Raw genomic sequence first — 24,975 nt, 5'->3', positions numbered from 1 at the left:
TTACGCAGCTTCTCTGAGCGTCGTAATGGTCATCGTCTGGTTGTGCAGTTCGCACCAATCGGCGTGGGCCGTCGGGGCGAGCTCGCCGTAGGAGTAGAAGCCGGTCATCTTGGCCGCTGCCCCAATGGTTTCGCGCACAACTTCGGTTTCCTCTTCGGTTCGCTGACCAAGCACGATCCGCCGTCCGACACAGGATACCAGGATAGCGAGCTCCGGAGAGTGGCCTTCCAGGCCGCGAACCGCATGCTCGGCCGCGTAGGCAGCACCGTCCACGAGATCCTCGTACGAGGCACGCATGAAGCGAACGCTGGTGCCATGCGGCACGTCGCCTGCAAACGTCATCGACTGATCTTCCTCGTTGACGGAGAGAATCGTGCGCACAAGGCGCCGTCCGTCGGGGAGCATGAGACACAGCGGGAAACGCAGGGCCGAACCGGGGAGGTGCTGGGCCTGGTCACCGAGGTACAGTTTGTAGAGCTCCAGCGCAGACTTGCCGTCCAGCTGATACAGCACATTCGCCTCGGAGGACGTGACCGTGCGCACGGGACCGAAGGGGGCCCATCCGCCGGAGGATCCGAAGCCTACCGAGAGCGCATCGCCATAGAAGCCGACTGCCGCAATCTGCCCCGACTTCGGCGGGCCGTCCAGGCCGACCAGGGTGCATTCGAATTTGGTGCCGTCGCCGGCGAGGCCGCCGGTGAGGAGTGTGTTCTCCGGGAGCGTTTCGTTGAACCCCTTGGCCAGGGCGCTGCCGTTGACCAACTGTCCGTCAGACACGACGAAGACATGCTGGAGGTCGTCCGCGCTTAGCTTCTCGGCGAGTTCGACCCCGGCACGGTGACTGCAGTCGTCCTTTTCGATGGACATGGAGGCAGCCCGAACACGCGTCTTCTTGAACGTCACGGCAGTGATGGTCACCCGGTCGTCGGAGACTTCCGTGTCGTAAATCTCCCCGGAGGTCGATCCGGAAACGATGACGGCCTCCGGGTAGGCGGCACGGATGCTGGAGAATGCGTCTGATATCTGGTCGCGACTGCCGAAGGCGAGCACCCACTGGGCATCGCCAGGGGTGAGTTCTTCGCCAGGGCGCCAGGTCTGCTGATGAATCTGCATGGCAAACAGGGGGGATGAGACTGCTTTGTTATCGGCATTTCGGCGCGCGCCTGAAGCCCAAAACACACAGTTTCTTGCCACGAATGCACAGGCGGGCCGTGCAAAGGGGAGCGGCAACCCGGATACCGACTTCCCCGAGGATCCTGCCCATCGCCCCAACGTGGAAGAGGCCGCCATGCAAGTCCCGACCTCAGCGTTCCAGATCGAATCCGAATTCAGCCCGACCGGCGACCAGCCGAAGGCTATTCGAGAACTGCTGGAAGGGCTCGATCGGGGCGACCGGTACCAGACGCTGCTCGGGGCGACGGGCACAGGCAAGACCTTCACGGTGTCCAATGTCGTGGCGGAGGCCGGGCGGCCTACCCTGGTGATCAGCCACAACAAGACCCTCGCGGCGCAGCTCTACGCGGAGCTGAAGCAGTTCTTCCCGAACAACGCCGTCGAGTTCTTCATCTCCTACTACGATTACTACCAGCCCGAGGCCTACATCGTGCACTCGGACACGTATATCGAGAAGGACATGTCGATCAATGACCGCATCGATCGACTGCGTCTGCGGGCAACCAGCTCACTGGTCTCGGGACGGCGCGATGTCATTGTGGTAGCCAGTGTCTCCTGCATCTACGGCCTCGGCTCGCCTGAGGAGTTCAAGTCGGAGATCGTGCAGGTCAATGACGGCATGCAGATCGAGCGCAATGAGCTCCTGCGCAAGCTGATCGCGGTGTTTTACAGCCGCAACGATGTGGAATTCGTGCCGGGCACATTTCGCGTTCGGGGCGATGTGGTCGAGGTGTTTCCAGCCTACTTCGAGGACCGCGCGTACCGCATTGCGTTCTGGGGCGACGAGGTGGAGAAGATCACGGTGTTCGACGTCAAGTCCGGGCAGGATGTGTCCGATGAGGAGTTTCTGACGATCTACCCGGCGAAGATCTTCGTGACGCCCAAGGAGAAAATCGAGGCGGCAGTCAAGTCCATCGAGAACGAGCTGAACTGGCGACTGGCAGTACTCCGGGAGAACGGACAGATGCTGGAGGCGCACCGGCTGGAGCAGCGCACGCTCTTCGATATGGAGATGATGCGCGAGGTGGGCTACTGCTCGGGCATCGAGAACTATTCCAGGCACCTGACCGGCATGAATCCTGGCGATAGGCCGTACTGCCTGCTGGACTACTTCCCGGACGATTTCCTGATGGTAATTGACGAGAGCCACGTCACACTGCCTCAGGTCCGCGCCATGTATAACGGAGATCGTGCTCGCAAGCTGACCCTGGTGGAGCACGGATTCCGGCTGCCCAGCGCGCTCGACAACCGGCCGATGACCTTTGAGGAGTTCGAAGCCGCCCAGGACCAGGTGCTGTACGTGAGCGCGACTCCTGGAGATTTCGAGCTCGAGCAGTGTGGTGGCGTGTTTGTGGAGCAAATCATCCGTCCCACCGGCATTCCCGATCCCGAGGTCACCATCAGGCCCTCGAAAGGTCAGATCGACGATCTGCTGCACGAGGTGAAAGAGGTCAGCAAGCGGGGCGAGCGCACGCTGGTCACCACGCTGACCAAACGCATGGCCGAGGATCTGGCCGATTATCTGAGCTCGTACGGCGTGCAGGTGCGCTACCTGCACTCGGATATCGATGCGCTGCAGCGCGTGGAAATCCTGCGCGGGCTGCGCCTGGGCGAGTTCGAGGTGCTGATCGGCGTGAACCTGCTGCGCGAGGGGCTTGATTTGCCTGAAGTCTCCCTGGTAGCCATTCTGGACGCCGACAAGGAAGGGTTCCTTCGCTCGGATCGTTCGCTGATTCAGACAGCTGGGCGCGCGGCCCGAAACGCCAACGGCCGCATCATCATGTATGCCGATACGATCACCGGATCGATGGAGCGCATGATGGATGAGACCGAGCGCAGACGGGCCATCCAGCTCGCCTACAATGAGGAACACGGCATCGTGCCCCGGACGGTGCTCAAGTCCAAGGATCAGATCCGCCAGGGCACGATCATCGCTGAAGAGAAGAGCGACGAGACCGGCCGCAAGGAGTACTACGACGGTCCGGACGAAAACCTGGTTGTGGCTGATCCGGTCGTGAAGTACCTGGACGACGATCAGAAGAAGGACCTGGTGGTCCAGATGCGCAACCAGATGCTGGAAGCGGCCGAGAACCTTGAGTTCGAGAAAGCCGCGCAGCTGCGGGACAGCATCGCGCAACTGGAAGCCGCGCTCAAGATCGCATGATCAGGCACTGCCGGCACCTGGCAGTCGTCGCCCTGTTGTTGGCCGCCGTGCCGATCCAGGCGCAGGACGCCTGTGTCGCCGGAGACGACTATTGCATTCGGCTGGAGCCCGCCTCGCGCGTCTATGGGGCGATGGGGTCCGTGCGCCTGCTCCGGCCTGCCGGCAGCCCGTTTACGGTAGCTGTGGATCGGGACGGCCGACACCGGTATGAGACCGAGTTCGCTTTGCAGGGGCTTCCGGCGCCGTCTGAGTTGGGCGACTACGCGGTATACCGGGCCTGGGTGGTGGATCCCGACCTGAACCGGCTGCAGCCACTCGGGATCGTGCGAAACGGTACGGTTCGTACCGGAGTCGTTGCCCGCAACAAGTACATGCTCTGGGTTACCGCCGAGCCGGACACGCTCACGGCCGAGCGGCGAGGACCACTCGTGATGCGCGGGCTTTCTCCAAGCACCCGCATGGAGGCTCATGGCTTCATGGGACTGTCGGCCTTCATGCCGGCAGAACCGGGGGCGGGGCCGTGGACGCCGCCGCCCATGGTGGCCGGTGTGCGCATGATGCCCGGCATGAACCGGACGCGTCCCACCGTCTCGCCCTGGCTGCCCGAACTTGCCGGGCCGGAGGCGGAGGTGCGCAAGGAAGTGCGGCTTGCCGATGGGGACACGCTACGACTGGAGGCCTCACCCGTCACACGCGTCGTGCACGGGCGGGCTGTGCCTGGCTTCGCCTACAACGGTCAGATTCCCGGGCCGCTGATCCGCGTGGATCGCGGCACGGAGATCATCGTCATTGTGACCAACCGAACACCGTCGGAGACCGCCGTGCACTGGCATGGGCTGCGACTGGAGAATGCGTTTGACGGCGTGCCGGGCCTCACCCAGGATCCCATTCCGCCAGGGGGCACGTTTACATACAGGCTTCGCTTTCCGGATGCCGGCCTGTACTGGTACCACCCACACCACCGCGAGGATGTGTGGCAGGATCTGGGGCTCTTCGGCAACATCCGGGTGGATGCGGACTGGCTCCCTCCATCGGATCACGAAGCGGTTTTCATGCTCGATGACGTTCTGCTGGGGCGGGACGGCGGATTGCTGCCTTTTGGCGATGAGGAGGCGAACTTCGCCCTGATGGGGCGCTTCGGAAACCGGCTGTTGGTCAATGGCGAGCCTCGCCACGACCTGAGTGCGCCGGCAGGTAGCACATTGCGGCTCTTTCTGACCAACGTATCCAACACTCGCACCTTCAACTGGTCCATTGATGGTCATGCGGTGCGCGTGGTGGCTACGGACGTGGGCCCCTTCGCAGAGCCCGCCTGGACGGAAAGTGTGGTCATTGCACCGGCCGAGCGCTACGTGGTGGATGTCATGCCGGAAGCGCCCGGCCGCTTTGCGATCACGAATCGTGTGCAGTCGATTGATCACGGGCGAGGCCGGTTCTTCTCAACGGTGGACACGCTGGGTGTCCTGCAGGTCGGCGCGGCCCAGCCCGGCACCCTGAGGCGGCACGGCCCGACACCGGCGGCCGATGTGCCCGGTCTGCTCGAAGCGGACCTGCTGGCAGGCTTGCCGGAGCTGGAGTTGGAGCTGAGGCTGGAGACGGCAGGCCTGCCGGCCATCGTGCGTCAAATGATGCTGCTCGATCAGAGCTATTTCAATCCGGTCGAGTGGACGGGCACCATGCCACACATGAACTGGGTGTCCTCGGCTCGGGAAGTACGATGGGTGCTTCGGGATCCGCAGGCGGGGGAGGAGAACATGGATGTGTCCTGGCGCTTTCGGGCAGGCGATCTGGTGCGCGTGCGCCTGTTCAACGACCCGGACAGTCCACACGCCATGCAGCATCCCATCCATATCCACGGCCAGCGATTCGTCGTGCTTTCCGTCAACGGAGAGCCAAACACACATCGGGCGTGGAAAGACACCGTGCTGGTGCCGGTAGGCGCGGAAGTGGAGATCCTGCTGGAATTGTCGAATCCCGGGGCCTGGATGGTGCATTGCCACATCGCCGAACACCTGTCTTCAGGCATGCGCATGGTATTCGAAGTGGATCAGTAGCCCGGTCGGCTCTACTTTTTCGGGACCCATCATTCGAGTCCCCACCATGCGAGCTGCACTACTCAGTCTTCTGATCTCGGTCCTGGCGCTGCCGGCTCTGGCCCAACGTGCCGCCAACATGGGCCCCGCGGCCAAGCAGTTTGTGGTGGAGGATGCGGAGGCCATCGCTCTTGAAAACGTGCGCCTGATTGACGGCACGGGGAGCGCCGCGATGGAAGGGGTCACGGTGCTCATCGAAGGGGGAAGAATCTCTGCTGTCGGTACGGATGTGGACATTCCGCCGTTTGCCAGCAGGCACGACCTCGCCGGCCACACCGTGATCCCGGGCATGGTGGGTCTGCACAACCACACCTTCTACACCACGTCGGCCCGGCGCGTGCAGGCCAGTGAGACGGCGCCGCTGTTGTACCTGGCCTCGGGCGTGACCACCATCAGGACCACGGGGAGTTACCACCCCTACAGCGAAATCAACCTCAAAGAGGCCGTGCGGCTTGGCGAGCGTGCGGGCCCGCGCATGTTTGTGACCGGTCCCTACATCACCGGCGGCGAAGGCATGACCTACATGACGCGTCTCGGGACTGCGGAGGATGCCCGCCGGGTGGTACGCTACTGGGCAGAAGAGGGGGTCGATTGGATCAAGGCCTACACCCTGATCACCCGCGAGGAGCTGGCGGCTGCCGTCGATGAGGCCCACAAGCACGGTGTGAAGGTCACGGGACACCTGTGTTCGGTCTCCTTCAAGGAGGCCGTCGCGGCCGGCATCGACAATCTGGAACACGGCTTCTTTACGAATACGGATTACGATGCGGACCGCGCCCCGGACACCTGCCCGGGCGACTTCAGGAACTCGCTGCTGGAGGTGGACATGGAGTCGGATGAGATCCAGTCCACATTTCGCGCGATGATCGATGCGGGCGTGCCGATGACCTCCACGCTGGCGGTCTACGAGATGTTTGTGCCGAATCGCCCGCCCCTGGAGCAGCGCACGCTGGACGCGATGTCGGAGGGCACCCGTTCCGATTTTCTCCTGACCCGCGCGGCCATTTCGGAGCAGAACTCCGAAGTGTGGCGCGAGCTCTTTCCCAGGGCGCAGGCGTTCGAGCGCGCGTTTGTCGCGGCCGGGGGTCTGTTGGGGGCAGGTGTGGATCCCACCGGGTACGGCGGTGCCCTACCCGGATTTGGCGATCAGCGTAACTACGAGCTGCTGCGTGAGGCCGGCTTTTCTGCTGAGGAGACCGTGCAGATCATGTCGCTGAACGGGGCCCGCATCCTGGGCATCGAGGACGCAACCGGCAGCGTGGAGGTCGGCAAGGAGGCAGACCTTGTGGTGATCGAGGGAGACCCGGCGGCTAACCCGACCGAGATCCGGGGAGTCAGGCTGGTGTTCCGCAACGGGATCGGCTATGACTCGGCTGCGATGATTGAAGCGGTGCGCGGCGAAGTCGGCATTCGGTAGGGCGGCTCCGGAGTGAAGCCGGCTACGATCTGACGGGATTGGCACCCCGTTTGTCGGTAGGGTGGGCACATCCTGAACCACCCGTCCCGACACGATGTCCGGTACCGTTCACGAACTGCTCCAGCGTGGCGCGGATCTGCTCTCCCAGCGCCAATTCGACGAGGCTGAGGCCTGCTGGCTGAAGGCCCTGCAAGCCGAGCCTGGCAACGGTCAAATCGTCGCCGTTCTGGCGCGCCTGTACATGAACCAGCGCCGGCTCACCGAGGCCGTTACGCTGGTGCAGTCGGCGTTGCAGCAGGAGGGTGGTCCACAGCCCGTGGTGCTTCACGCCTTTGGCCTTCTCTGTCACCATACCGGCGATCCCGCAGGACTGGATGCAGCCATCGGCATTCTGGAGTCGGTAGCCTTCGATCCGGACAAAATCGCCGAATTACGCGCTCTGAAGGAGAAAACGGTGGAGACGACGCTTGCCGAAACTCGGGCTGAGCGGGACTGGGCCGCCGACGAGATAGCGATCTTTTGCGGACCCACGGGGCATACCTGGTCACCGCGCAGCCTGGCCCGCGGAGTCGGCGGGAGCGAGGAAGCCGTCATCCGGCTGGGGCGCTGCCTGGCCGCCGAAGGATGGAAGGTGACCGTCTTCGCCAATGTCGGAGAGGAAGCGGGCGACTACGACGGTGTCTCCTACCAGGCCCTGGACCACCTCAACATCCGGGACCAATTCAATGTCGTGGTGCTGTGGCGCTCGATTCAGTGGGTTGATTCAGACTTTCGGGCCCGGCAGACCTACGTCTGGCTGCACGACCTGCCGGAAACCGCGTCCTTTACCCGGGGAAGAGTCGACCGGGTGACGGGCATCATGGTCCTCTCAGCCTTCCATCGATCCACACTGCCGCACGTACCGGACGAAAAGTTTGTGATCACCGCGAACGGGATCGATCAGGCGTCCCTCGAGCCTTCCGAGCCGCAGCAGCGAAACCCGAAACGCTGCCTCTACGCAAGCTCGTATGAGCGTGGACTGGAGGCCCTGCTGGAGATGTGGCCGGCGGTGCTGGACGCGGTGCCCGATGCAGAGGTGCACGTGTTCTATGGCTGGCACGGGTTCGAATCCCGCATGGACGACCCGGAGGTGGCTGCGTGGGTGGCGCACATGAAGCAGCTGATGCAGCAGCCCGGCGTGCACGAGCATGGTCGCGTCAGCCAGCAGCGTATTATCGACGAATCCTACGCCGCTGGCGTGCTCGCCTACCCGTCGACGTTCGAGGAGACCAGTTGCATTACCGCCATGAAGGCGCAGGCCTGCGGGGCCGTGCCGGTGGTCTGGAATCTGGCGGCACTCGCGGAAACGGTCCGCTGGGGCGCTTGCATCGAGGCCGGTGATCGCGAGGCCTACCTGCAGGCGCTGATTGGAATGCTGCAAGACCCCGATCGCCAGGAGCAGATCCGGGAAGAAATGATTCCCGGTGCGCGAGCAGCGTTCTCCTGGCAGGCCGTTGCTGCGCAATGGAGCGAGCTGTTCAGTCAGCCCACGCTTTCGGTGTGCATGATTGCCCGGAACGAGGCGGAGCGCATCGGCCGCTGCCTGGCTTCGGTGACGCCGGTGGCCGATGAGGTCATCGTGCTGGACACCGGTTCAACCGACAACACGATTGAGATTGCCACCCGGGCCGGAGCTCGGGTGGAGCACCTGGAGTGGCCGGACGATTTCGCGGCGGCACGCAACCACTCGCTGTCTTTGGCGACTGGTGACTGGATCCTGGTCATCGATGCCGACGAGGTCCTCGATGAGGCGGCCGTCGCGCCCATTCGCAGGGCCATCGCACGGGAGGACGTGCACGCGTTCCGACTGCTACAGCGCAACTTCAAGCCGGAAGGCGAAGTCTCGCGATTCGACGATACGCCGCTCACTAGACTCTTCCGAAACGACGAGCGATTCCGCTACGAGCAGCCCATTCATGAGCAGATCCTGCCGTCCATCAAACGCGCGGGTGGTCATGTGGAGGATTCCACGTGGGTGTTGCTGCACGACGGATATATGAGCGAGACGGTGCAGGGCGGAGCAAAGCGGGCCGAACGCAACCTGCGCCTTCTGGCCGGGGCAGCTGCAAAGCGTCCCCGTGATCCCTATCTGCACTACCAACTGGGCGTGACCTACAAGAGCCTGCAGGACTTCGAGCGGGCCGAACAGCATCTACTGTTGGCCGAGCGCATTGGCATGCAGAATGAGGTGCCGGAGGCGCGCATCGATCTGGAGACGACCCTGGCGCAGTTGGCGCTGGCGCGGAACGACTATGCCGAAGCGGACCGTCGTGCATCCACCGTACTCGAGCAGGAGACGGGCCATGTGGTCGCGACGTTCGTGCGCGCGGTCAGCGCGATGTACTCCGGGCAGTTCGCACGGGCGCTGCCGGCGTTGGAGTCCCTCATGAGCTCGGATCGCTGTCATCCGTCGATGCGACCTCAGCTGGAGGCGCTGCGCGGCCACTGCCTGGCGCAGGCCGCCTGACGTCGCGGCTGCCGGACCGCCCGAATCCGGAGCACGGCGGAAGCCCGCCTGACGCGGCGGCTGCCGGCACGCGAGCCGGGTCCGAGCGCGAAAACCGGAGGTTCGTGACGCGCGCAGCAACGATCTTGGTACCTCGCGTGTCTTGCCCCAAAACCTCCGGACTGTGACCCGAATTCTTTGTGCCGTCTTGCTTGCTGTGCTGCTCTCCGCCTGCGGCGAGGACAGCGAAATCGTGAGCGAAGGAGTGGTCCTCTTCTTTGAGCCCGTGGCTATCGGGCAGGCCGGATCGGCACAGGACACGCTTGAAGTCGTGGTCCGCGACTCTCTGGCCTGGGTGGACGCCTCCCGTCAGCTGCGGCCGCTGGCTCCCTACAAGCGGGTGGACTTCTCCCAGTCCGTGGTGGTGGCCGTGGCCATCCCCACCGAATCAGGCGGATACCACGTGGAGGTGCAGTCCGTCGAGGATATGGGGGACGAGGTGGTCGTGACCTACCTGTTCCACGAGCCCGCTCGGGACTGTATCACGCTCGCGGCCCTGGCGCTTCCGTTCCAGGTCGTTTCCGTGCGCCGGTTTGACGACAAACCGGTCCGGTTTGAACGCGCGACCCAGCGCTACGAGTGTACCTGGAAACAGCCCTAGCGGCTCAGGCCTCCGTCAGCACGTTGCCCAGGTCCGCGCCTGCCAGCACCGGTTCGGGCACGCGCTCGTCCACCTCGATCAGTCCGTCACGGAGGCGGATGATGCGGCGGGCATGACGGGCGATGTCCTCTTCATGCGTGACCACCAGCAGGGTGTTTCCCTTCCGGTACAGCGCTTCAAAGAGCAGCATGATCTCATCGCCCGTACGCGTATCCAGGTTTCCGGTAGGCTCGTCAGCCAGCAGAATCGAGGGCTGATTGACGATGGCCCTGGCGACGGCCACACGCTGACGCTGACCGCCTGACAACTCATTGGGCTTGTGGGTCATCCGGTCTCCCAGGCCCACATTCTCCAGCGCCGTGGCCGCCATTTCCTTGCGCACCGAACGCCGCTTGCCCGAGTAGATCAGCGGCAATTCGACGTTCTGAAGGCAGTTGACGCGGGGCAGCAGATTGAACGTCTGGAAGACGAACCCGATTTCGCGGTTGCGCACGTTGGCCAGCTCGTTGTCGTCCATCTCGCTGACCTGCTGGCCATTCAGGATGTACGACCCCTCTGTCGGCGTATCCAGACAACCGATGATGTTCATCATCGTGGATTTGCCCGAACCCGACGGGCCCATGATGGCCACGTATTCGTTCCGGTCGATCGTGAGATCTACGCCATCCAGGGCTCGGACCAGCTCCGAACCCATTTTGTAGATCTTCTTGACGCCCTTCAGTTCAATGATCGGGCGCTCGCTCATGACCGTGCGCCGGGGTTGAATCCGCCGCTGCGCTCTTCAGTCACCGCATCGCCTTTCTCGAGCGTGCGGGATACGGCGCGGAACGGGCCGATGATGACCATTTCGCCACCGGACAATCCGGACGTAATCTGAATGTGCGTGTCATCTGCGATGCCGGTCTCGACTTCGATCAGCTGGGCCTCGCCGTCCTCAGCGACGAAGACCACTCGCCGCAGGTCTTCCTCGTCCGGCACCTCTTCGGTGGCGGCCGTGGAGTCTGCGTTCGCACCACGGCGATTGCGACGGGCTTCCTCGCGTGCGATGGCGTTGAAGTCCCGCACCGTCACCGCCTGAATCGGCACGGCCACGATGTCGACTACCGTCTCCGTGAAGACGTCCACCGTTCCGCTCATACCCGGGCGGAAGTTCGGGGCGGTCGAGGCCGTCGGGCTTTCCGCGGATGCCACGACGACGCCGGCAGCGGTGGACTGCGACACGTTGTGCGGATCCAGAATGCGAATCTTGATTGGGAAGTTGGTCACCTGCTCCTGCGTGCCGGCACCGGCGACGCGGGCGGAGTTGGCGATCTCAGTCACGACGCCCTTGAAGGTCCGGTTCGGGTAGGCATCGATTTCGATGGCGGCCGAGTCGTTGAGGGCGATGTTGACCACATCGTTCTCATTGATGTCCACCATGATCTCCATCGCATCAAGCTTGGCGACCCGCATCATCTCGGTACCCGTCATCTGGGTGGTACCCACGACGCGCTCTCCGAGCTCGACATTCAGCATGGATACGGTGCCGTCCATCGGTGCGAAGATGGCCGTCTTGGCCAGCTGCTCACGGGACTCCCGCAACCGTGCGTTCGCTGCGGCCACGGCATACTCGGAGGCTTCCAGTCCGGCCTTGGCCGTCTCAAAGCGATTCTCTGCGGTCTGCAGCTCCGCCTCAGCAATGGCTCCGTTCTCAAAGAGTTGCTTCGAGCGATTCAGCTCCAGCTCGGAAGTGAGCAGGTCCGCTTTTCGCTGCGCCATGCTGGCTCGGCTCTGCAGGAGACTGGCCTGGGCCTGCTCAAGCTGTGCCTCGTAAAAGTCAGGCTTGATGCGGGCCAGCAGTTCGCCTTGCGAGACGCGGTCGCCTTCGTTCACCGGAAGGGCCACGATCTCACCCGAAACGTCGGGGCTGATGACGACCTCGATTTCGGGCTGCACTCGGCCTGAGGCGGTGACGACCTGCGTCAGCGTGCGCACGGAGGCCTGCTCCATTTCCACGGCCGTCGCGTCCGGGCCGCCACCGAGCACCTGGCTCAATACAACGACGGCGCCAAGCGCGACTACCGCCAGCACGCCAATAATGATGATCAAACGCCGGGTGGCGTTCTTCTTCTTAGCCATTGGGAGGGAGGGTTGGGGGAAGAAGTAAGTCCTAGAAGAGTGGGTTGTCGGCGCTCAAGGCACCGAGGTAGAATTCGATCAGCGTCTGCTGGAAGTAGAACTGGGCAATTGCCGAAAGGCGCTGGCTCTCAGCATCGACAAAGGAGGCCCGGGCCTGCGTCAGTTCCACCAGAGTCGAAGAGGCGACGTCATACCGGGCCTGCTCGACCTCCAGGGCCTGCCGCGCACTCTGAACCTGCTTCTCGGTAACCTCCAGGCGCTTTACGGCAGTCTGATAGTCCAGATAGGCCTGACGCACATCAAGCGCGATCGACTGTCTGATGTTCTCCAGATCCAGCCGCGCGTTGCTCAATTGGACCTGTGCCCGCTCCACCGAGTTGCGCGTCTGGAACCGGTTGAAAATCGGCAGGCTCAGGTTGAGGCCGATGTTGCGCGACCGGTTGTCGGCCAACTGATCGTCAAAAGATGCGGTCTGGCCGGTCAGGGGATCGCGACCGAAGCTGGAGTAGCTGGTGCTGGCGCCGGCCGAGAGGCTCACTCGAGGCAGGCGGCTGGATTTGGCCACCGTGATGCCGGCTTCGGCGGCCGTAATCAGAAATTCGGAAGCCTTGAGATCCTGGCGCTGAGCATACGCCGTGCGAAGCAACTCGTCCGGGTTGTAGGAGCGCAGGGTAAGTTCGATATCGTCCGGGGACGGAGCCTGGAAGATCCAGCTTTCCAGCGGGTCCAGCTGCAGCGTGTTGATGAGGCGGGATTCGCTCAACTGCAGGGAGCGCTGAGCCGTCAGCAGTGAGGCCTCGGCGTTGGCCACCTGCACTTCCTGCACGTACTGGTCGGAAATGGGACGCTGGCCGACGCGAACAAACTCAACAATGCGTTCGAGCTGTTGCTGCTGTGCCGCCAGGTTTTCCTCCTGAATCCGGATTTGCTGTTGATCGAGGAATACCTGGAGGTATTCGCTGCCGACCGCGAGCACGGTAGCCTGTTTGCTGTTCTCCAGGGAGAACTCCTGCGCTTCGAGGGCAGCCTCTGCCTGATCGACGTTCGCACCCATGGCGAACCCGTCGAACAAGGTCACACCTGAGCTTGCGGACAGCGAGAACCGATCGCTGGAGGAGGTCTCCAGGCGTCCCGTCGTAAGGTCAAACTGAAGACCCCAGTTGCGGCCGGTGCTCGTGCTGAAGTTCAGGTTCGGCAGTCGGGCGGCGCGGGCCTGCGACAGCGAGGTGGCCTGCAGTTCCAGGGAATTCTGCGCCCTGCGGAGCGCCACGTTCTGGTCGAGCGCAATGCGAACAGCGTCTTCGTACGTGATCACTGTCTGCGCGGACGCTGCCTGCGGCAGGAGAAGCATGCCGGCCAGTGCCAGCATGGGAAGTCGGAAGCGCATGAGAAAGGGGGCCTGTTGGCTTCTGTGGGAGGCGGGATTGCCGGTCAAAGGGCGGGTACACGCGTTCCGGGAACGCACGGTTGCAGCCCGCCACATGCCGTGACAGAATCTCCGTAATTGCCCTCCCTACGACCGGTAAGGGCGCTCGGTTACGCGAAGAGGCTGAGAAGCCTTGATTTAGCGCACGATGGTGAGGGCAGAAGTGCGCACGAACCCGTCCAGGGAGGTGCGGACCATGTAGACTCCGGCCGGCCTGGAGGCGGCGTTCAGATCGACCAGTTCCCCATCGCCCGTATAGGAGCCGCGGAGGCGCCCCAGCATGTCGAAGACCTGAACGGTCGCGCCAAGCGGCGCGCGCACCTGAGCCACCTTGGTAGCGGGATTCGGGTACGGGATGCCCACGTCCTCCGGGAGTTCAGGGGCGATGGGGTCCGGCTCTGGTTGCACGAGCGTAGCGCTGAGGACGAACGGTTCGGAGCCCGACTCGGGATGGCCGTTGCGGAAGAGGATGGCGCGGTCTGTAGTGGCTGCTTCGTCGACGGTTGCGCCTGGCAGCGCGGCGCCCAGTCGACGCGTGTTTCGATGTGCTCCGGTCACCCAGAGCTGGGTTCCGTAGGGCTCCAGGCGCTCGGCCACAAGAATCTCGTCTCCGACGACCGTCAGCACCTCCACGGGCTGATCGAAGCCGGCCAGGATCCGGCTGCCCGTGCGCGTCCCGTCGGACTCGTACACACCAAACCCGTGGCGCGTCGAGGCGGAATAGTAGAATCGGTCATTGTGCACCAGCGCCTCCCGAAAGAAGTAGTCCCCTGAGGCGAGGATGTCGAACGATTCCGCAGCGGAATCGGTGATATAGAGACCTTGCCATCCCCGGAAGACGCTTTCTCCCCTGAACGTCAGCAGTGGAGACGTGGTGGAGAGTGGTTGCTCGGAGATGGCGCGGGCGCCACTGCCGTCCACCATCCACAACTTGCCGTCGTTGCCATCGAGGAGTCGAAAGAACGCAGCCGAACCGGCACCGTGCAGATCGCGGATTCGCTCACCGGCCGGAATCTCCATGACGACGGAGAGCCCCTCCTGACGCGTGTACCGATAGAGCTTGTGGTCGTCGTCCGTGAAAAACTGTCCGTCGTCCGTCAGCGCATAGTTCCAGGCATCGGGCACTCGCACCAGCACTTCTCCCGTTTCGGCGTCAATCAGGAAAGCGCCGTCTCTCCAGACCTGACCCGCCACCATGCCGGCCGCGACGTCCATGCTGTTCAGGTTGCCCTCAAAGACACGCGTGGCAACCGACTCGCCTGCGTTCAGCACCCAGACGCCTCGCAGGGTTCTCCAGTGGAGACGGTCCCCGTCGACCCGGGTCTCGAATATTCCTGTCCCGTCAGACTGAGCCAGCTGTCGGGTACCGGATGGCGTGCCGTCGGTCTGCCACATCTGGGCGCCCGCAAGACCTGAGTTGGCTGCAAAGACCACCTGCTCGCCCCATCGCGCGAAATGCTCGGGAAACGAACCCAGTGAACCCGAGCTGATCCGGGTGCCGACCGTGGCAATGGATTCGCCGGTCAGGTCGAGGCTTCGAAGCTGCTGCCCCGAATCGGGGGTCGAAGCCGAAATCAGGAGGGAGTCGTCCAGGAGTGCGACCCATTCCGGCGTCGAAGATGCAGCTCCGGGGGCAAAGTCGGAGACCAGGCGTGTGCCTTCCGGCGTGCCGTCGGTCACCCAGAGCTCCATCCCCGTGGCCTCGGTGACCGCGCAGAACCAGGCCCGATTTCCTCGCACGGCGAGTGTGACCGGGTCGCTGCCCGAACGACCCGGCTCGATGTCGCCAAGCATGATCGTGCCGTCGGGATCCCCGTTCGAGAACCACAGCTCCTTGCCGAACTCCGGCGTCCAGGCCGTGAAAAGGATACCGTCGCGGAAGGCGTGTTTGTCTTCGGGGTAGGCGTCGAGCAGGCCGGGAGCCAGGTCCTTCACCAGCACCGTTCCTGCCGCAGTGCCGTCCGTCCTGAACAGCTCCCACCCCGTGGACAGGTCCTGCGCCAGGAAGAACACCTCCTCGGATCCTACTACGAAGTCGCCGATGTCTTCCCACCTGGCGTTGACACCCAGCTCCGACTGCCGCTGGTTGTTTGTGCCGTCGAGGTTTACCGTCCAGACCTCATCGCCCAATTCCTGTGACCATCCGCCGTAGATGATGCGGTCTCCGAAAACGACGGCATCCGAACCCGGGGCCTGCACCAGCCCATGGTACGTGGCGGCCTCAGTCAGATCCGTCGACCAGAGCCCCATCCCGATCCCCTGGTTGTCGATGCCGAAGAAGTACAACCGGTCGTTTGCTACCAGCGGCCCTCCATTCCAGTCATACAGTCCTCTGGTGTAGCCGCCGGTGAAGAGGGTCACTGTGTTTGAACCGTCAGTGGCTCGAACGCGATACGCATCCCCGCGATCGACGAAGACGAAGTGGTCTCGGAACACGCCTGAGGGAATGATGCGCTCCGACGTCGTAACCAGTCTGGTCTCGTGGCCGTCCGAAACCCACAGTTCTGCGTCGTCTCTCGTAAAAAAGACCAGCGAGTCGTTGGCGGCGTGAAAGGTGAGATTGGAGCCCTCGGTGCCTGGTGTGAGATCGACGAGTTGCCGGATTACGCCACCCTCAAAGACCCAGGGCTCCCGGCCGGATTCCTCCGTCCAGCCGGTAAAGAACGCCGTGCCGCCAGGGCCCTTCAGCAGGTTCTTGGGATAGAGGCCGCGCGGGGTGGTATTGAGGTCGACAAGCAGTTCCTGTGCGGGGGCGACGGCGGTCAACCCCATCAGGAGCAGGAGAATGAGGAGAGTGCGTCTCATACTATCGTACCACAGTTAGCATGCGGGTTTGATCCGGGCGATGGGCGGCCCGCAGAATGTAGACGCCAGCCGGCCAGGTCGAGGAGTCGATGGTGAGTGCGCCGGAGGGATCGGCGCATGGTGCAAATGTACCTGCTACTGTCCGCCCTGGCCGCTTCGTAGGGTCGAACGGCCCATAGTGCCAGCCGGTTGGGCTTCGGAGCGAAGCAGGCGCGGCGCAGTGGAATATGGGGCCACTATTCCACGATTGGGCCGGCCCGGGGGCTTGCCAGGTGTAATACGGCGGCCTATTCGACTTCGGCGCCAGGCAGGGGCCGGTCGGGGTGGAATATGGGGGTGCGATTCCACTCGAGCGGCGGGCCGCGGGGGCTGCTGGGGCTGCGGGAGGCCTGGCTATGCGTAGGCTCGGCCCTCTTGGGCGAGGTCGCCTCTGCCAGGGGCGGCACTGCCGGGCGGGAATGCCCCGGGCCCCGGCCCCGGGCTCCCGGTTGGGCGCCACGCCGGACGGGAAGCGGAGGTGGCGCCGCGCGGAGTGAAATGTGGGGCCGCTATTCCATGTTTGGGCCGGCCCGGGGGCTTGCCAGGTGTAATACGGCGGCGTATTCGACCTACGCGCCGGGCAGGGGGCGGTCGGTGTGGAATATGGGGGTGCGATTCCACTCCAGCGCCGGACTCGCGGTTGCGGGGCTGCGGGGGCGGCACCGCCGGGCGAGATCGCCTCGGGGCTGGGCGGCGCTGCCGGCACGCTCGCTCGAGCAAGCTCGGCTCGGCGCCGGCCCCACGCTGGAGCGCTTCGCGCCTGGCCAAACTTGTTGCGGAGAGGGTGGGATTCGAACCCACGGTACCTTGCGGCACGCCGGTTTTCAAGACCGGTGCATTCGACCACTCTGCCACCTCTCCGCGCGCTCATACTCGATGCCCTGGGGGAGGTTCGGTACCTTGGCAGGACCTCATCGACCATCCATGAACCCTCCCGAAAACTCCTTCCATCCGTTGTCCCGGGCCGAGTGGCGGGCGTGGCTTCTGGAACATCATGCGCGCCCGGATGGGCTGTGGCTCATCAACCACTTGAAGGCATCGGGCAAACCCCGGCTGGACATGGAGGACATTGTGGAAGAAGCAGTGTGTTTCGGATGGATCGACAGCCTCCCTCGCAAGCTGGATGACGAGCGGACCATGCTTTGGCTCGCTCCCCGAAAACCCGGCAGCAACTGGTCCGCGATCAACAAGGCCCGGGTGGACAGGATGATGCAGGCGGGCCTCATGCACCCGAGCGGAATCGCCAAGGTGGAGGCGGCCCGGGAGGACGGCTCATGGAGCGCGTTGGACGCGGTCGAAGCCCTGGTGGTACCCCCGGATCTGCAGGCCGCTTTTGATGCCCGGCCGGGAGCGGAAGGGCATTGGCTCGCCTTCCCGAGGTGGTCCAGGCGCGCCATGCTGGAGTGGCTGGTAAACGCAAAACGCGCCGCCACGCGGGAACGACGCATCACTGAGATTGCCGATGCGGCCGCGGTCAACCAGCGGGCCAACGAGTGGCCCAAGCGTAAACGCTAGCGAATGCGCCTCCAGGTATAGGTGCGCTCTCTGGTCCAGGCGCCGTCTTCAGACACGCCGTACGAGGTGCCGATGTGCTGGTCGTCGGACTCGTTGCGGTTGCGATGTCCCTGCATCCAGCTGGTGCCGTCCTGGCTCGTGAACGTTTGCAGCACCTCGTTGCGGTCGGGACCGGTTTGCGTGAACAAACCGTCACCCACAATGCCGGAGGCACTCCACTGCATGAGTCTAAGGCGTTCGGTGCCGGGGTCCCAGAACAGCCGGAATTGCCAGTACTCGCCGGTTTCCTCCCCGTGAAGCATCCCGTACAGACGACCGGTGGCGGAGTGTCCTCCGGGCCCGGCCCGCCATTCCTGTCGATACGCCAGGTCTGGCTCTGTCTCGCTCACGTACGCGCTGTTATCAGCTTCCCAAACGCCGACTACGCGCGACAGCTCTTCCGCGGCCCACGCCGGCACCTGCGCCCGGACAACTCCAGGCAGCAGCAGCAGGACCCACAGAGCCGACTTCATCCCTGCTCTGCCTGAACCAGGGTTACCAGCATACGAATGCGCTCCCAGGCCGCATCCCGCGCCTGCTTGTTCGGGTCGTCCGCCCCAGTTGAGGGGTCGTCTCCCCGACGCATGAAGGCGTGTCCGGCTCCCGGGTAGATGACAGGGTGGTACGTCTTGCCCAGTTCCTCCATCGCCGTCTCCGTTCCTGGAATCTGCCTATTGATGCGAGCGTCGTTTTCCCCGTAGAACCCCCAAACCGGCGCCTCGATGCGCTCGTAGCCCTCCTCTGGGGACGACCCATAGAACACCATCGCGCCCACCAGTGCGTCGGAATTGGTGGCGAACCGGAAGGTCTGGCTGCCGCCCCAGCAGAATCCCGCCACGAACAGCAGGCCGTCGGATGCCGGAAGGCCGAGTGCGTAGGCCTGCGCCGCCAGGAGATCCTGCGTGATGCCGTCCGGGTCCAGTTCGTACAGGGCTGACCGGGCGGCATCGGACGACTCGAAATCGCTCGTCCTGCCATGCTGCTCATCGAATCCCGAAAGCAGGTCCACCGCCACCGCCAAATAGCCTGCCTCGGCGGCCTGATCTGCAAACAACCTCACCGAGTCCGTCAATCCCCGGTTCTCGTGAATCACGATGAAGGTGGGCGCCGGCTCCGAGGACTCCGGATACGCCACGAAGAGATGCAGGTCACGATCGCGGGACTCCACAGTGGTCCATTCGTGGTGGCGAGGCGACGCGTCCAGCGCGGCAACGGCCCAGTCTTGTGCAGAAGCCGGGAGTACAAAGAGGACACAAAGGATCAGAGAAAAGAAGCGCATCGCGGGGTCGGGAGAGTGTCGCACCAGAATAACGCTTTGCGTTTTCGTCTGTGAACCCCTCCGCGACTCTGTCATGTCTCGACCACTTTCCGTCACGGCTTCTGCCTGGTTTCTGCTCATCAACGGCGTGTTGTCAGTGCCGGCCCTGATCTGGGCCCTCAGCATGCCCGAAGCGCGCGAGTTGGTGGGGGAGATCGGACGGGGACCTGCCACACTGGTGATCAGCAGCCTCGGGCCGCTGCTGTCGGTCGCCGCGGGTTGGGGCATGCTGGAAGGGCACAAGTGGGGGCGCAATCTCTTCCTGGGCGTCCTCCTGTTCTCGCTCTTCTGGGGATCCTTTCAGTTCTCTTCGTCGATGGAGGGAGCGTGGGTCTGGCAACTCATCGTGAACCTGCCTTCCGTTGCGATAGCCATCGCCATTACCCGCCCTCGGGCAACGGCCTGGTTTGACGGCGAGCCTGATCCGGAGCCGGGCTTGGTGCCCGGTCTCCACCGATATCGACGCGCACGCCAGTCCGGGGACCTCGCACGGATCGTCGGTTTGATCGTGTTGGTATCAGGGACCGTATTGGCATATTTCTCGGCCACTCTGGTCGCATCCCTGTACGCCGTGCTGTTCTCGAGCAGCGGCTCGGGCGGCTTCTCCGGCTACGCCACATTCTTTATGGTGCCCCTGCTCTTGGGAGTGGTGGCCCTCGTTCTGGGCATCTTCCTCTGGGGCCGAAAGAGGTGGCAGGCCACGCTCGGATTGGTCCTGGCATCCGTGGGTGCCTTCCAGGCATTGCTGGCCGCCCAGTTGCCGTTTTTTCTCAACGGGCCATTCATGGACATGATGCGCCGCGAGGACTCCGCCTTCTCGGACCCGGAGTTTCTGGCCGAACTCGGACCGATGGTGGAGACGCTGCAGTCCCTCGGCTGGTACGGCCTCATGGTCGCACTCGTCGGTGGGATGATGGCCTGGCACCGATGGGCCGAGGACCGCCACGATGTGCGTGCTGACCTGGCTACCGGTACGGGATGAGGATCAGGTCCTCCTGAGGTGGGGTCAGCCACTCCGCTCCGGTCTCCGTGATGACCACCATGTCCTCCACGGAGATGGTCTTGGTCGTGGAGTCGGTCAACGGCCACGAAAAGAAGCCGTCAAACGCAAACGTCATCCCCGGAGCCAGTTCGTTCTCGGGTGACCGGTCCAACTCGCGGCCCAGATGTCCACCACCGAGCCGCGGCCCGACGTCGTGCGCCCAGAACCCGACGGGATGGCCGGTGCTCCACATGACCGGCAGCGAACCGGATTCTTCGAGCACCTCCCGCTGGGCACGGTCCACCTCCGATCCGAATGCGCCGGGACGCATGGCCGCAAAGGCAGCGCGGCTCCCCCGAATCGCAGCCTCCCACTTCCGGAATGCTTCCGGAGGCGCTTCCACCTCTTCCGGTCCGAGCACATAGGCAAACCGCTGAATGTCGGTCACCCACATGTCGTGCACCCGAATCCCGAAATCGGTCTGAATGAAGTCCCCGGGCTGGATAACCCTGGGTGTCGGGTGGGAGTGCCCGCGGTCCTTGCCGGAGTTCACGGCCGGATTCTGGGCAGGGCTCCACGCATCTCCAACCCCGGCCTCCGCCATGCGGGCCTCCAGGAAATTTGCGATGTCCAGGTCCGTCGTCACGCCCGGCACGGCCGCGGCATACGCCTCGACCTCCCACTGGGCGGTCACCTCGGCCGCCCGCCGCATGATGGCCACCTCCTCCGGAGTCTTGACGGCCAGCCAGGAGACAATCAGAGGCTCAGAAGAAACCAACCGCGCGCTCCACGCAGGACCCAGGCCTGCTTGCAGCGCTTCCCATTGGAGCGAGGAGAGCCCATCGGCCGCCGCGCGACGCCCTCGATTAACCGCAAGCGACTGAACATCATACCGCTCGAGCTCCGCCACCACCGCGTCCCATACGCTACTCCCGCGCTCGATGGCGACCACACGATGCGTGCCGAGTTCGGCAAGCGAGGTCGCCTCTCCAGCCGGGGAGATGGCCACCGGCTCGACCCCATCGCCCGTGCGAAAGAACAGGAATGCCGCCGTACCACCCGCGTTTTCGCAGCCCACGTGACGCGCCATCGGGTCATTGTTGTTCTCACGGCAGACGGTCAGCCACCCGTCCACACCCGCGCGATCCATGGCGGCAGGCAATAGATTGTGGATGCGATTCTGCCGGATCTCCGGCCACGGATCCCCCTCGAACAGGGTCTGGGTTTGCGGCTCGGCACGGCAGGCCGCCAGAACAAGGATCAGAACCAGAGACAGTCGCATGATGGTCACCAATTGGGCGCGCAAGATATCCTGTGCGATGGGCTCTGTGCTCCTCCTGTCGCTCGCCGGCCGTCCCGCGGCGGCACAAGAATCCGCCGTCCCCTTGCCGAGCGTCAGCGCCGGTGTAAAGGCCGGAGACGTGGTCATTGACGGGCACATCGACGAGGAGGCCTGGCAGGCTGTCCCGATTGCGACCGGCTTCGTTCAGCAGACTCCCGTGGAAGGCGCGCCCGCCACGATCCGCACGGAGGCCCGCACCATGTTCGACGGGAGCGCGGTGTACGTCTCGGCGCGTATGTGGGACCCGGAGCCTTCGACCATCGCCCGGCAGTTGGTGCGACGGGACGAGCGCGGGCAGTATGACGACTTCATGGTCGCGTTCGACACCAACCTCGACTTGCGCACCGGCTATCTGTTCGCGGTGAGCGCGGCCAACGTGCAGCTGGACATGTATCTCTACGATGACGGGGAGCTCGACGGCAGTTGGGACGCCGTATGGACATCGGCCGTGCAGATGCTGGAAGACGGATGGAGCGTCGAGATGCGCATCCCGCTGTCGCAGATGCGTTACGCGGCCTCTCCGGAGCCGCAGACCTGGGGTGTCGAGTACGTGCGTCACAAATTCAGCACGACTGAGGAGACCCAGTTTGCGCTGATATCCCAGCTGCAAAGCGGCCGGGTGTCCCAGTTCGGTCGGCTGGAGAACGTGGTCATCCCCCGCGCGTCGACCCGACTTGAGGTGCGACCCTACCTGTTGTCCCGGGCGGAGAGCTCTCCCAAGGTGGCCGGCAACCCCTTTGAGGACGGCTCCGGATTCGGAGGTCGGGCGGGATTTGATCTTCGCTACGGCATCGGCGCCCAGTTCAATCTGGACGCGACCATCAACCCCGACTTCGGTCAGGTGGAGGCGGATCCGGCCGTCATCAATCTGACGGCGTTCGAGACCTTCTTCCCTGAACGCCGACCCTTCTTTGTCGAAGACGCGCGCATCTTCGACTTCAGGCTCTCCGGCCGGAGCTTTCTGTTCTACTCCCGCCGGATCGGACGCGCGCCGTCGGGTCGCGCCCCGGACGGTGCCACATTCGTCGACGAACCCGAAGCAGCGACGATTCTCGGAGCCGCAAAGCTGACAGGGCGCACGTCCAACGGCCTGTCCGTGGGGGTGCTCACGGCCCTGACACAAAAGGAAGAAGGCGAGGCCTTTTTTCAGCAGACCGACACCCGGGCACGCTTCACCGTGGAGCCTCGTACGGGCTTCGGAGTGGTGCGTTTGCAGCAGGAGTTCAACGGCGGCGCTTCGACGGTCGGTGCCATCGCCACGGCCATGCACAGGGGACTCCCGGAAGACGGATCCTTCAACTTTCTCACCTCGTCGGCCTTCAATGCCGGACTGGACTGGCAGCACCAGTGGGCAGACCGCGAGTGGTCGTTCCAGGGCTACGTGGCCGGCAGTCATATCCGTGGGGACGAGGAGGCGCTGCTCCGAGTGCAGCGTTCCTCGAATCACTACTACCAGCGGCCTGACGCGACCCGCCTGGAGCTGGATCCGACAAGGACCACCATGTCAGGTCTCGACTGGCGAGCAACCCTCTCACGCGAGCGTGGCCGGCACTGGACTGGAGCCGTCTGGGCGGCCCAGGTGACGCCCGGATTCGAGACCAACGACCTGGGCTTCTCGAACCGCCAGGAAGTGCTCGACGGCGGTGCCCGGATTCAGTATCAGGAGATTCAGCCCGGTAGGGTGCTCCGCAACTACCGCGTCTCTGCGTTCACCTTCCACAACTGGAGCCACGAGGCCCTGGACGGCAGCTGGAGCGATGCGCACGTCCGTGGATTCGTGCGGCTGGGTGCCGACGCGCAGTTCCTCAACTACTGGAGCGTGGAGGGCAGCGTTGACTACCGGCCACCGCTCACCAACCGCACGGCAACGCGGGGCGGACCACTGATCCGTGAGCCAGCCTCCCGCGGCTTCGACATCGGATTCTCGACCGACCCGCGCACATCGTTCAGCTTCGGCCCCCGGGTCGAATACGCGGCTGGTACGAATGGTTCGGGCGATGAGCTCTCGTTCGGATTCGAGGCCGAGTATCGGCCCAGCCCGCGGGTTGAAGTCGGCCTGACGCCAATCTTTGGCAGATCCACAAATCCGGCCCAGTACGTCACGAGCATCGCGGACGCCGCCTACGTCGAAACGTTCGGTCGCCGCTACATCTTCGGGTACCTGGAGCGCTCGGAGCTGTCCGTGGAAACGCGGATCGACGTGGCCCTCAACCCTCGGCTGAGTCTGCAGGTGTATGCGCAGCCGCTACTGTCGGCCGGTGACTACACCTCCTACCGCCAGCTGGTGCGTGCCATGTCCTTTGACTTCGACGACTTTCGAGAGGGCACACCGGCTGGTAGCGGCTGCAGCGCGGGCCGGACCTGCCGCGAGGGGGACACGCGCTACTTCGATTTTGACGGCGACGGAGTGGCCGATGCGAGCACCCGGGAGCGAGACTTCAATGTGCGTTCCCTGATCGGCAATGCGGTCTTGCGATGGGAATATCGCCCTGGTTCTACGCTATTCCTGGTCTGGCAGCGCCAGCAAAGTGATCGCATTGTGCAGGGGGACTTCAGCTTCCGCCGGGACGTGGACGCGCTGTTGGGCGCAGACGCCTACAACGTGGTGATGCTGAAGCTGAACTACTGGTTCGGCGTCTGATCAGTTGTCTCCGCGCAGATCGTCAATGCGCGGCTGCACACGATTCGCGGGTGCGCCCAGTTCAATGGCCCTCTCATAGGCTGCAATAGCGGCCTCGACATCCCCCTTGCCCTCATAAAGCTGGCCAAGAGCCAACTGAATGCTGGAGGATTCGGGATGGAACTCGGCGTTCAGCTCGTAGATGACGATTGCATCGTCCACCTTGCCGGCCTCGGCCAGCTGGGAGGCTACCTCATTGGTTTCCCATTCCCTGAAGTCGTAGACGCCGGCCATGCCACTGCTCTCGCGCAGGTCCCGGTACTGTGTGGCCGCAGAATCGCCTCCCGACTCGTGCGCCGTCAGCAGCAGTTCCTGCATGAGCGTGCGTGGTTTGGCTACGCCCCGGTGGCACGTCTTGCAGGTGATCACGACGGGCGGGTCGTCGCGATTGGGCACCATGGGAAGAATCGCGTCGTTGAGATTGCGCGTCATGCGAATCATGAAGCGGGCCTTCTCCTTCAGCGGGTTCTCGTCGCTGGCAAAGTCGATATCCTGGAAGTTGCCCTCACCGACCGGATCATAGTGGCAGCCCTCACACCGCAGGCCGGTGCCGAATGAAAACTGCCGCATCAGGCTGATCACCTGGCCACGACTCCAGTCCCGCGGCAGGACCTGCAGGTTTTGTGGCGTGCGCTGGGCTTGTGCGGGAATAGCCAGCGGGGCTACAAGGACGGCGGCGAGTAGCAGGCGAAGCATGGATACCTCCAATAATTGGCCA

Annotated in this window: 17 protein-coding genes and 1 tRNA gene; 8 read left to right on the top strand and 10 right to left on the bottom strand. The window is 63.9% G+C overall.

The features are described from left to right. Positions 1 to 1,113 (bottom strand): FIST C-terminal domain-containing protein, encoded by a 1,113-nt coding sequence (locus JJ896_01530; GenBank protein MBO6778309.1) that lies wholly within the window; start codon positions 1,111 to 1,113, stop codon positions 1 to 3. A gap of 175 nt (positions 1,114 to 1,288) precedes the next feature. Here JJ896_01530 and uvrB point away from each other — a divergent pair, with 175 nt between their 5' ends. From uvrB to JJ896_01505, 5 genes are all read left to right on the top strand, one after another. Then, positions 1,289 to 3,337, top strand: coding sequence for an excinuclease ABC subunit UvrB (gene uvrB / locus JJ896_01525; protein MBO6778308.1), 2,049 nt, complete (start codon positions 1,289 to 1,291; stop codon positions 3,335 to 3,337). Beyond that, on the top strand, positions 3,334 to 5,391 hold the full coding sequence (locus JJ896_01520) for a multicopper oxidase family protein (protein MBO6778307.1): 2,058 nt from the start codon (positions 3,334 to 3,336) through the stop codon (positions 5,389 to 5,391). The genes uvrB and JJ896_01520 overlap by 4 nt, the downstream gene beginning before the upstream one ends. Positions 5,392 to 5,437: 46 nt before the next feature. Continuing rightward, a complete protein-coding gene (locus JJ896_01515; protein MBO6778306.1) occupies positions 5,438 to 6,847 on the top strand; it encodes an amidohydrolase family protein in 1,410 nt (469 codons plus the stop codon). A 94-nt stretch (positions 6,848 to 6,941) separates the two neighbouring features. Further along, a complete protein-coding gene (locus tag JJ896_01510) occupies positions 6,942 to 9,353 on the top strand; it encodes a glycosyltransferase (protein MBO6778305.1) in 2,412 nt (803 codons plus the stop codon). 163 nt (positions 9,354 to 9,516) lie between these two features. Further along, positions 9,517 to 9,993, top strand: a complete 477-nt coding sequence (locus JJ896_01505) for a protease complex subunit PrcB family protein (protein ID MBO6778304.1) — start codon at positions 9,517 to 9,519, stop codon at positions 9,991 to 9,993. Positions 9,994 to 9,997: 4 nt separating this feature from the next. On the opposite strand, the gene JJ896_01500 is transcribed toward JJ896_01505, so the two are convergent. From JJ896_01500 to JJ896_01480, 5 genes are all read right to left on the bottom strand, one after another. Continuing rightward, positions 9,998 to 10,723, bottom strand: coding sequence for an ABC transporter ATP-binding protein (locus JJ896_01500; protein ID MBO6778303.1), 726 nt, complete (start codon positions 10,721 to 10,723; stop codon positions 9,998 to 10,000). Positions 10,724 to 10,734: 11 nt separating this feature from the next. Beyond that, entirely contained in the window at positions 10,735 to 12,111 is a 1,377-nt protein-coding gene (locus tag JJ896_01495) for an efflux RND transporter periplasmic adaptor subunit (GenBank protein ID MBO6778302.1), read from the bottom strand. A 31-nt stretch (positions 12,112 to 12,142) separates the two neighbouring features. Further along, a complete protein-coding gene (locus JJ896_01490) occupies positions 12,143 to 13,498 on the bottom strand; it encodes a TolC family protein (GenBank protein MBO6778301.1) in 1,356 nt (451 codons plus the stop codon). A 177-nt stretch (positions 13,499 to 13,675) separates the two neighbouring features. Then, a complete protein-coding gene (locus tag JJ896_01485; GenBank protein ID MBO6778300.1) occupies positions 13,676 to 16,342 on the bottom strand; it encodes a T9SS type A sorting domain-containing protein in 2,667 nt (888 codons plus the stop codon). Positions 16,343 to 17,157: 815 nt separating this feature from the next. Next, positions 17,158 to 17,242: transfer RNA gene (locus tag JJ896_01480), tRNA-Ser, on the bottom strand. A 63-nt stretch (positions 17,243 to 17,305) separates the two neighbouring features. On the opposite strand from JJ896_01480, the gene JJ896_01475 reads away from it, so the two are divergent. Next, complete coding sequence (locus tag JJ896_01475) at positions 17,306 to 17,896, top strand: YdeI/OmpD-associated family protein (protein MBO6778299.1); 591 nt, start codon at positions 17,306 to 17,308, stop codon at positions 17,894 to 17,896. On the opposite strand, the gene JJ896_01470 is transcribed toward JJ896_01475, so the two are convergent. Both JJ896_01470 and JJ896_01465 read right to left on the bottom strand, forming a co-directional pair. Further along, complete coding sequence (locus tag JJ896_01470; protein MBO6778298.1) at positions 17,893 to 18,408, bottom strand: hypothetical protein; 516 nt, start codon at positions 18,406 to 18,408, stop codon at positions 17,893 to 17,895. The two genes, JJ896_01475 and JJ896_01470, sit on opposite strands and share 4 nt — an antisense overlap. After that, on the bottom strand, positions 18,405 to 19,214 hold the full coding sequence (locus JJ896_01465) for a dienelactone hydrolase family protein (GenBank protein ID MBO6778297.1): 810 nt from the start codon (positions 19,212 to 19,214) through the stop codon (positions 18,405 to 18,407). The genes JJ896_01470 and JJ896_01465 overlap by 4 nt, the downstream gene beginning before the upstream one ends. A gap of 73 nt (positions 19,215 to 19,287) precedes the next feature. Between JJ896_01465 and JJ896_01460 the strand changes: the two genes are divergently transcribed. Continuing rightward, entirely contained in the window at positions 19,288 to 20,235 is a 948-nt protein-coding gene (locus JJ896_01460) for a hypothetical protein (GenBank protein ID MBO6778296.1), read from the top strand. Here the strand turns inward: JJ896_01460 and JJ896_01455 are convergent. Further along, positions 20,219 to 21,517, bottom strand: a complete 1,299-nt coding sequence (locus JJ896_01455; protein ID MBO6778295.1) for an aminopeptidase P family protein — start codon at positions 21,515 to 21,517, stop codon at positions 20,219 to 20,221. The two genes, JJ896_01460 and JJ896_01455, sit on opposite strands and share 17 nt — an antisense overlap. A gap of 37 nt (positions 21,518 to 21,554) precedes the next feature. On the opposite strand from JJ896_01455, the gene JJ896_01450 reads away from it, so the two are divergent. Then, positions 21,555 to 24,218 carry a carbohydrate binding family 9 domain-containing protein gene (locus JJ896_01450; protein ID MBO6778294.1) on the top strand — a complete coding sequence of 888 codons (2,664 nt, stop codon included), beginning with the start codon at positions 21,555 to 21,557 and terminating at the stop codon, positions 24,216 to 24,218. Here the strand turns inward: JJ896_01450 and JJ896_01445 are convergent, their stop codons facing one another. Further along, entirely contained in the window at positions 24,219 to 24,953 is a 735-nt protein-coding gene (locus JJ896_01445) for a c-type cytochrome (protein MBO6778293.1), read from the bottom strand. It lies immediately after the preceding gene. Positions 24,954 to 24,975: the final 22 nt, after the last annotated feature.

Source organism: Rhodothermales bacterium, assembly GCA_017643395.1.
In the GTDB taxonomy this organism is placed as follows: Bacteria; Bacteroidota; Rhodothermia; order Rhodothermales; family UBA10348; genus JABDJZ01.
The sequence above is the reverse complement of the archived record's forward strand: the minus strand, read 5'-3'. Positions and strand labels throughout refer to the sequence as shown.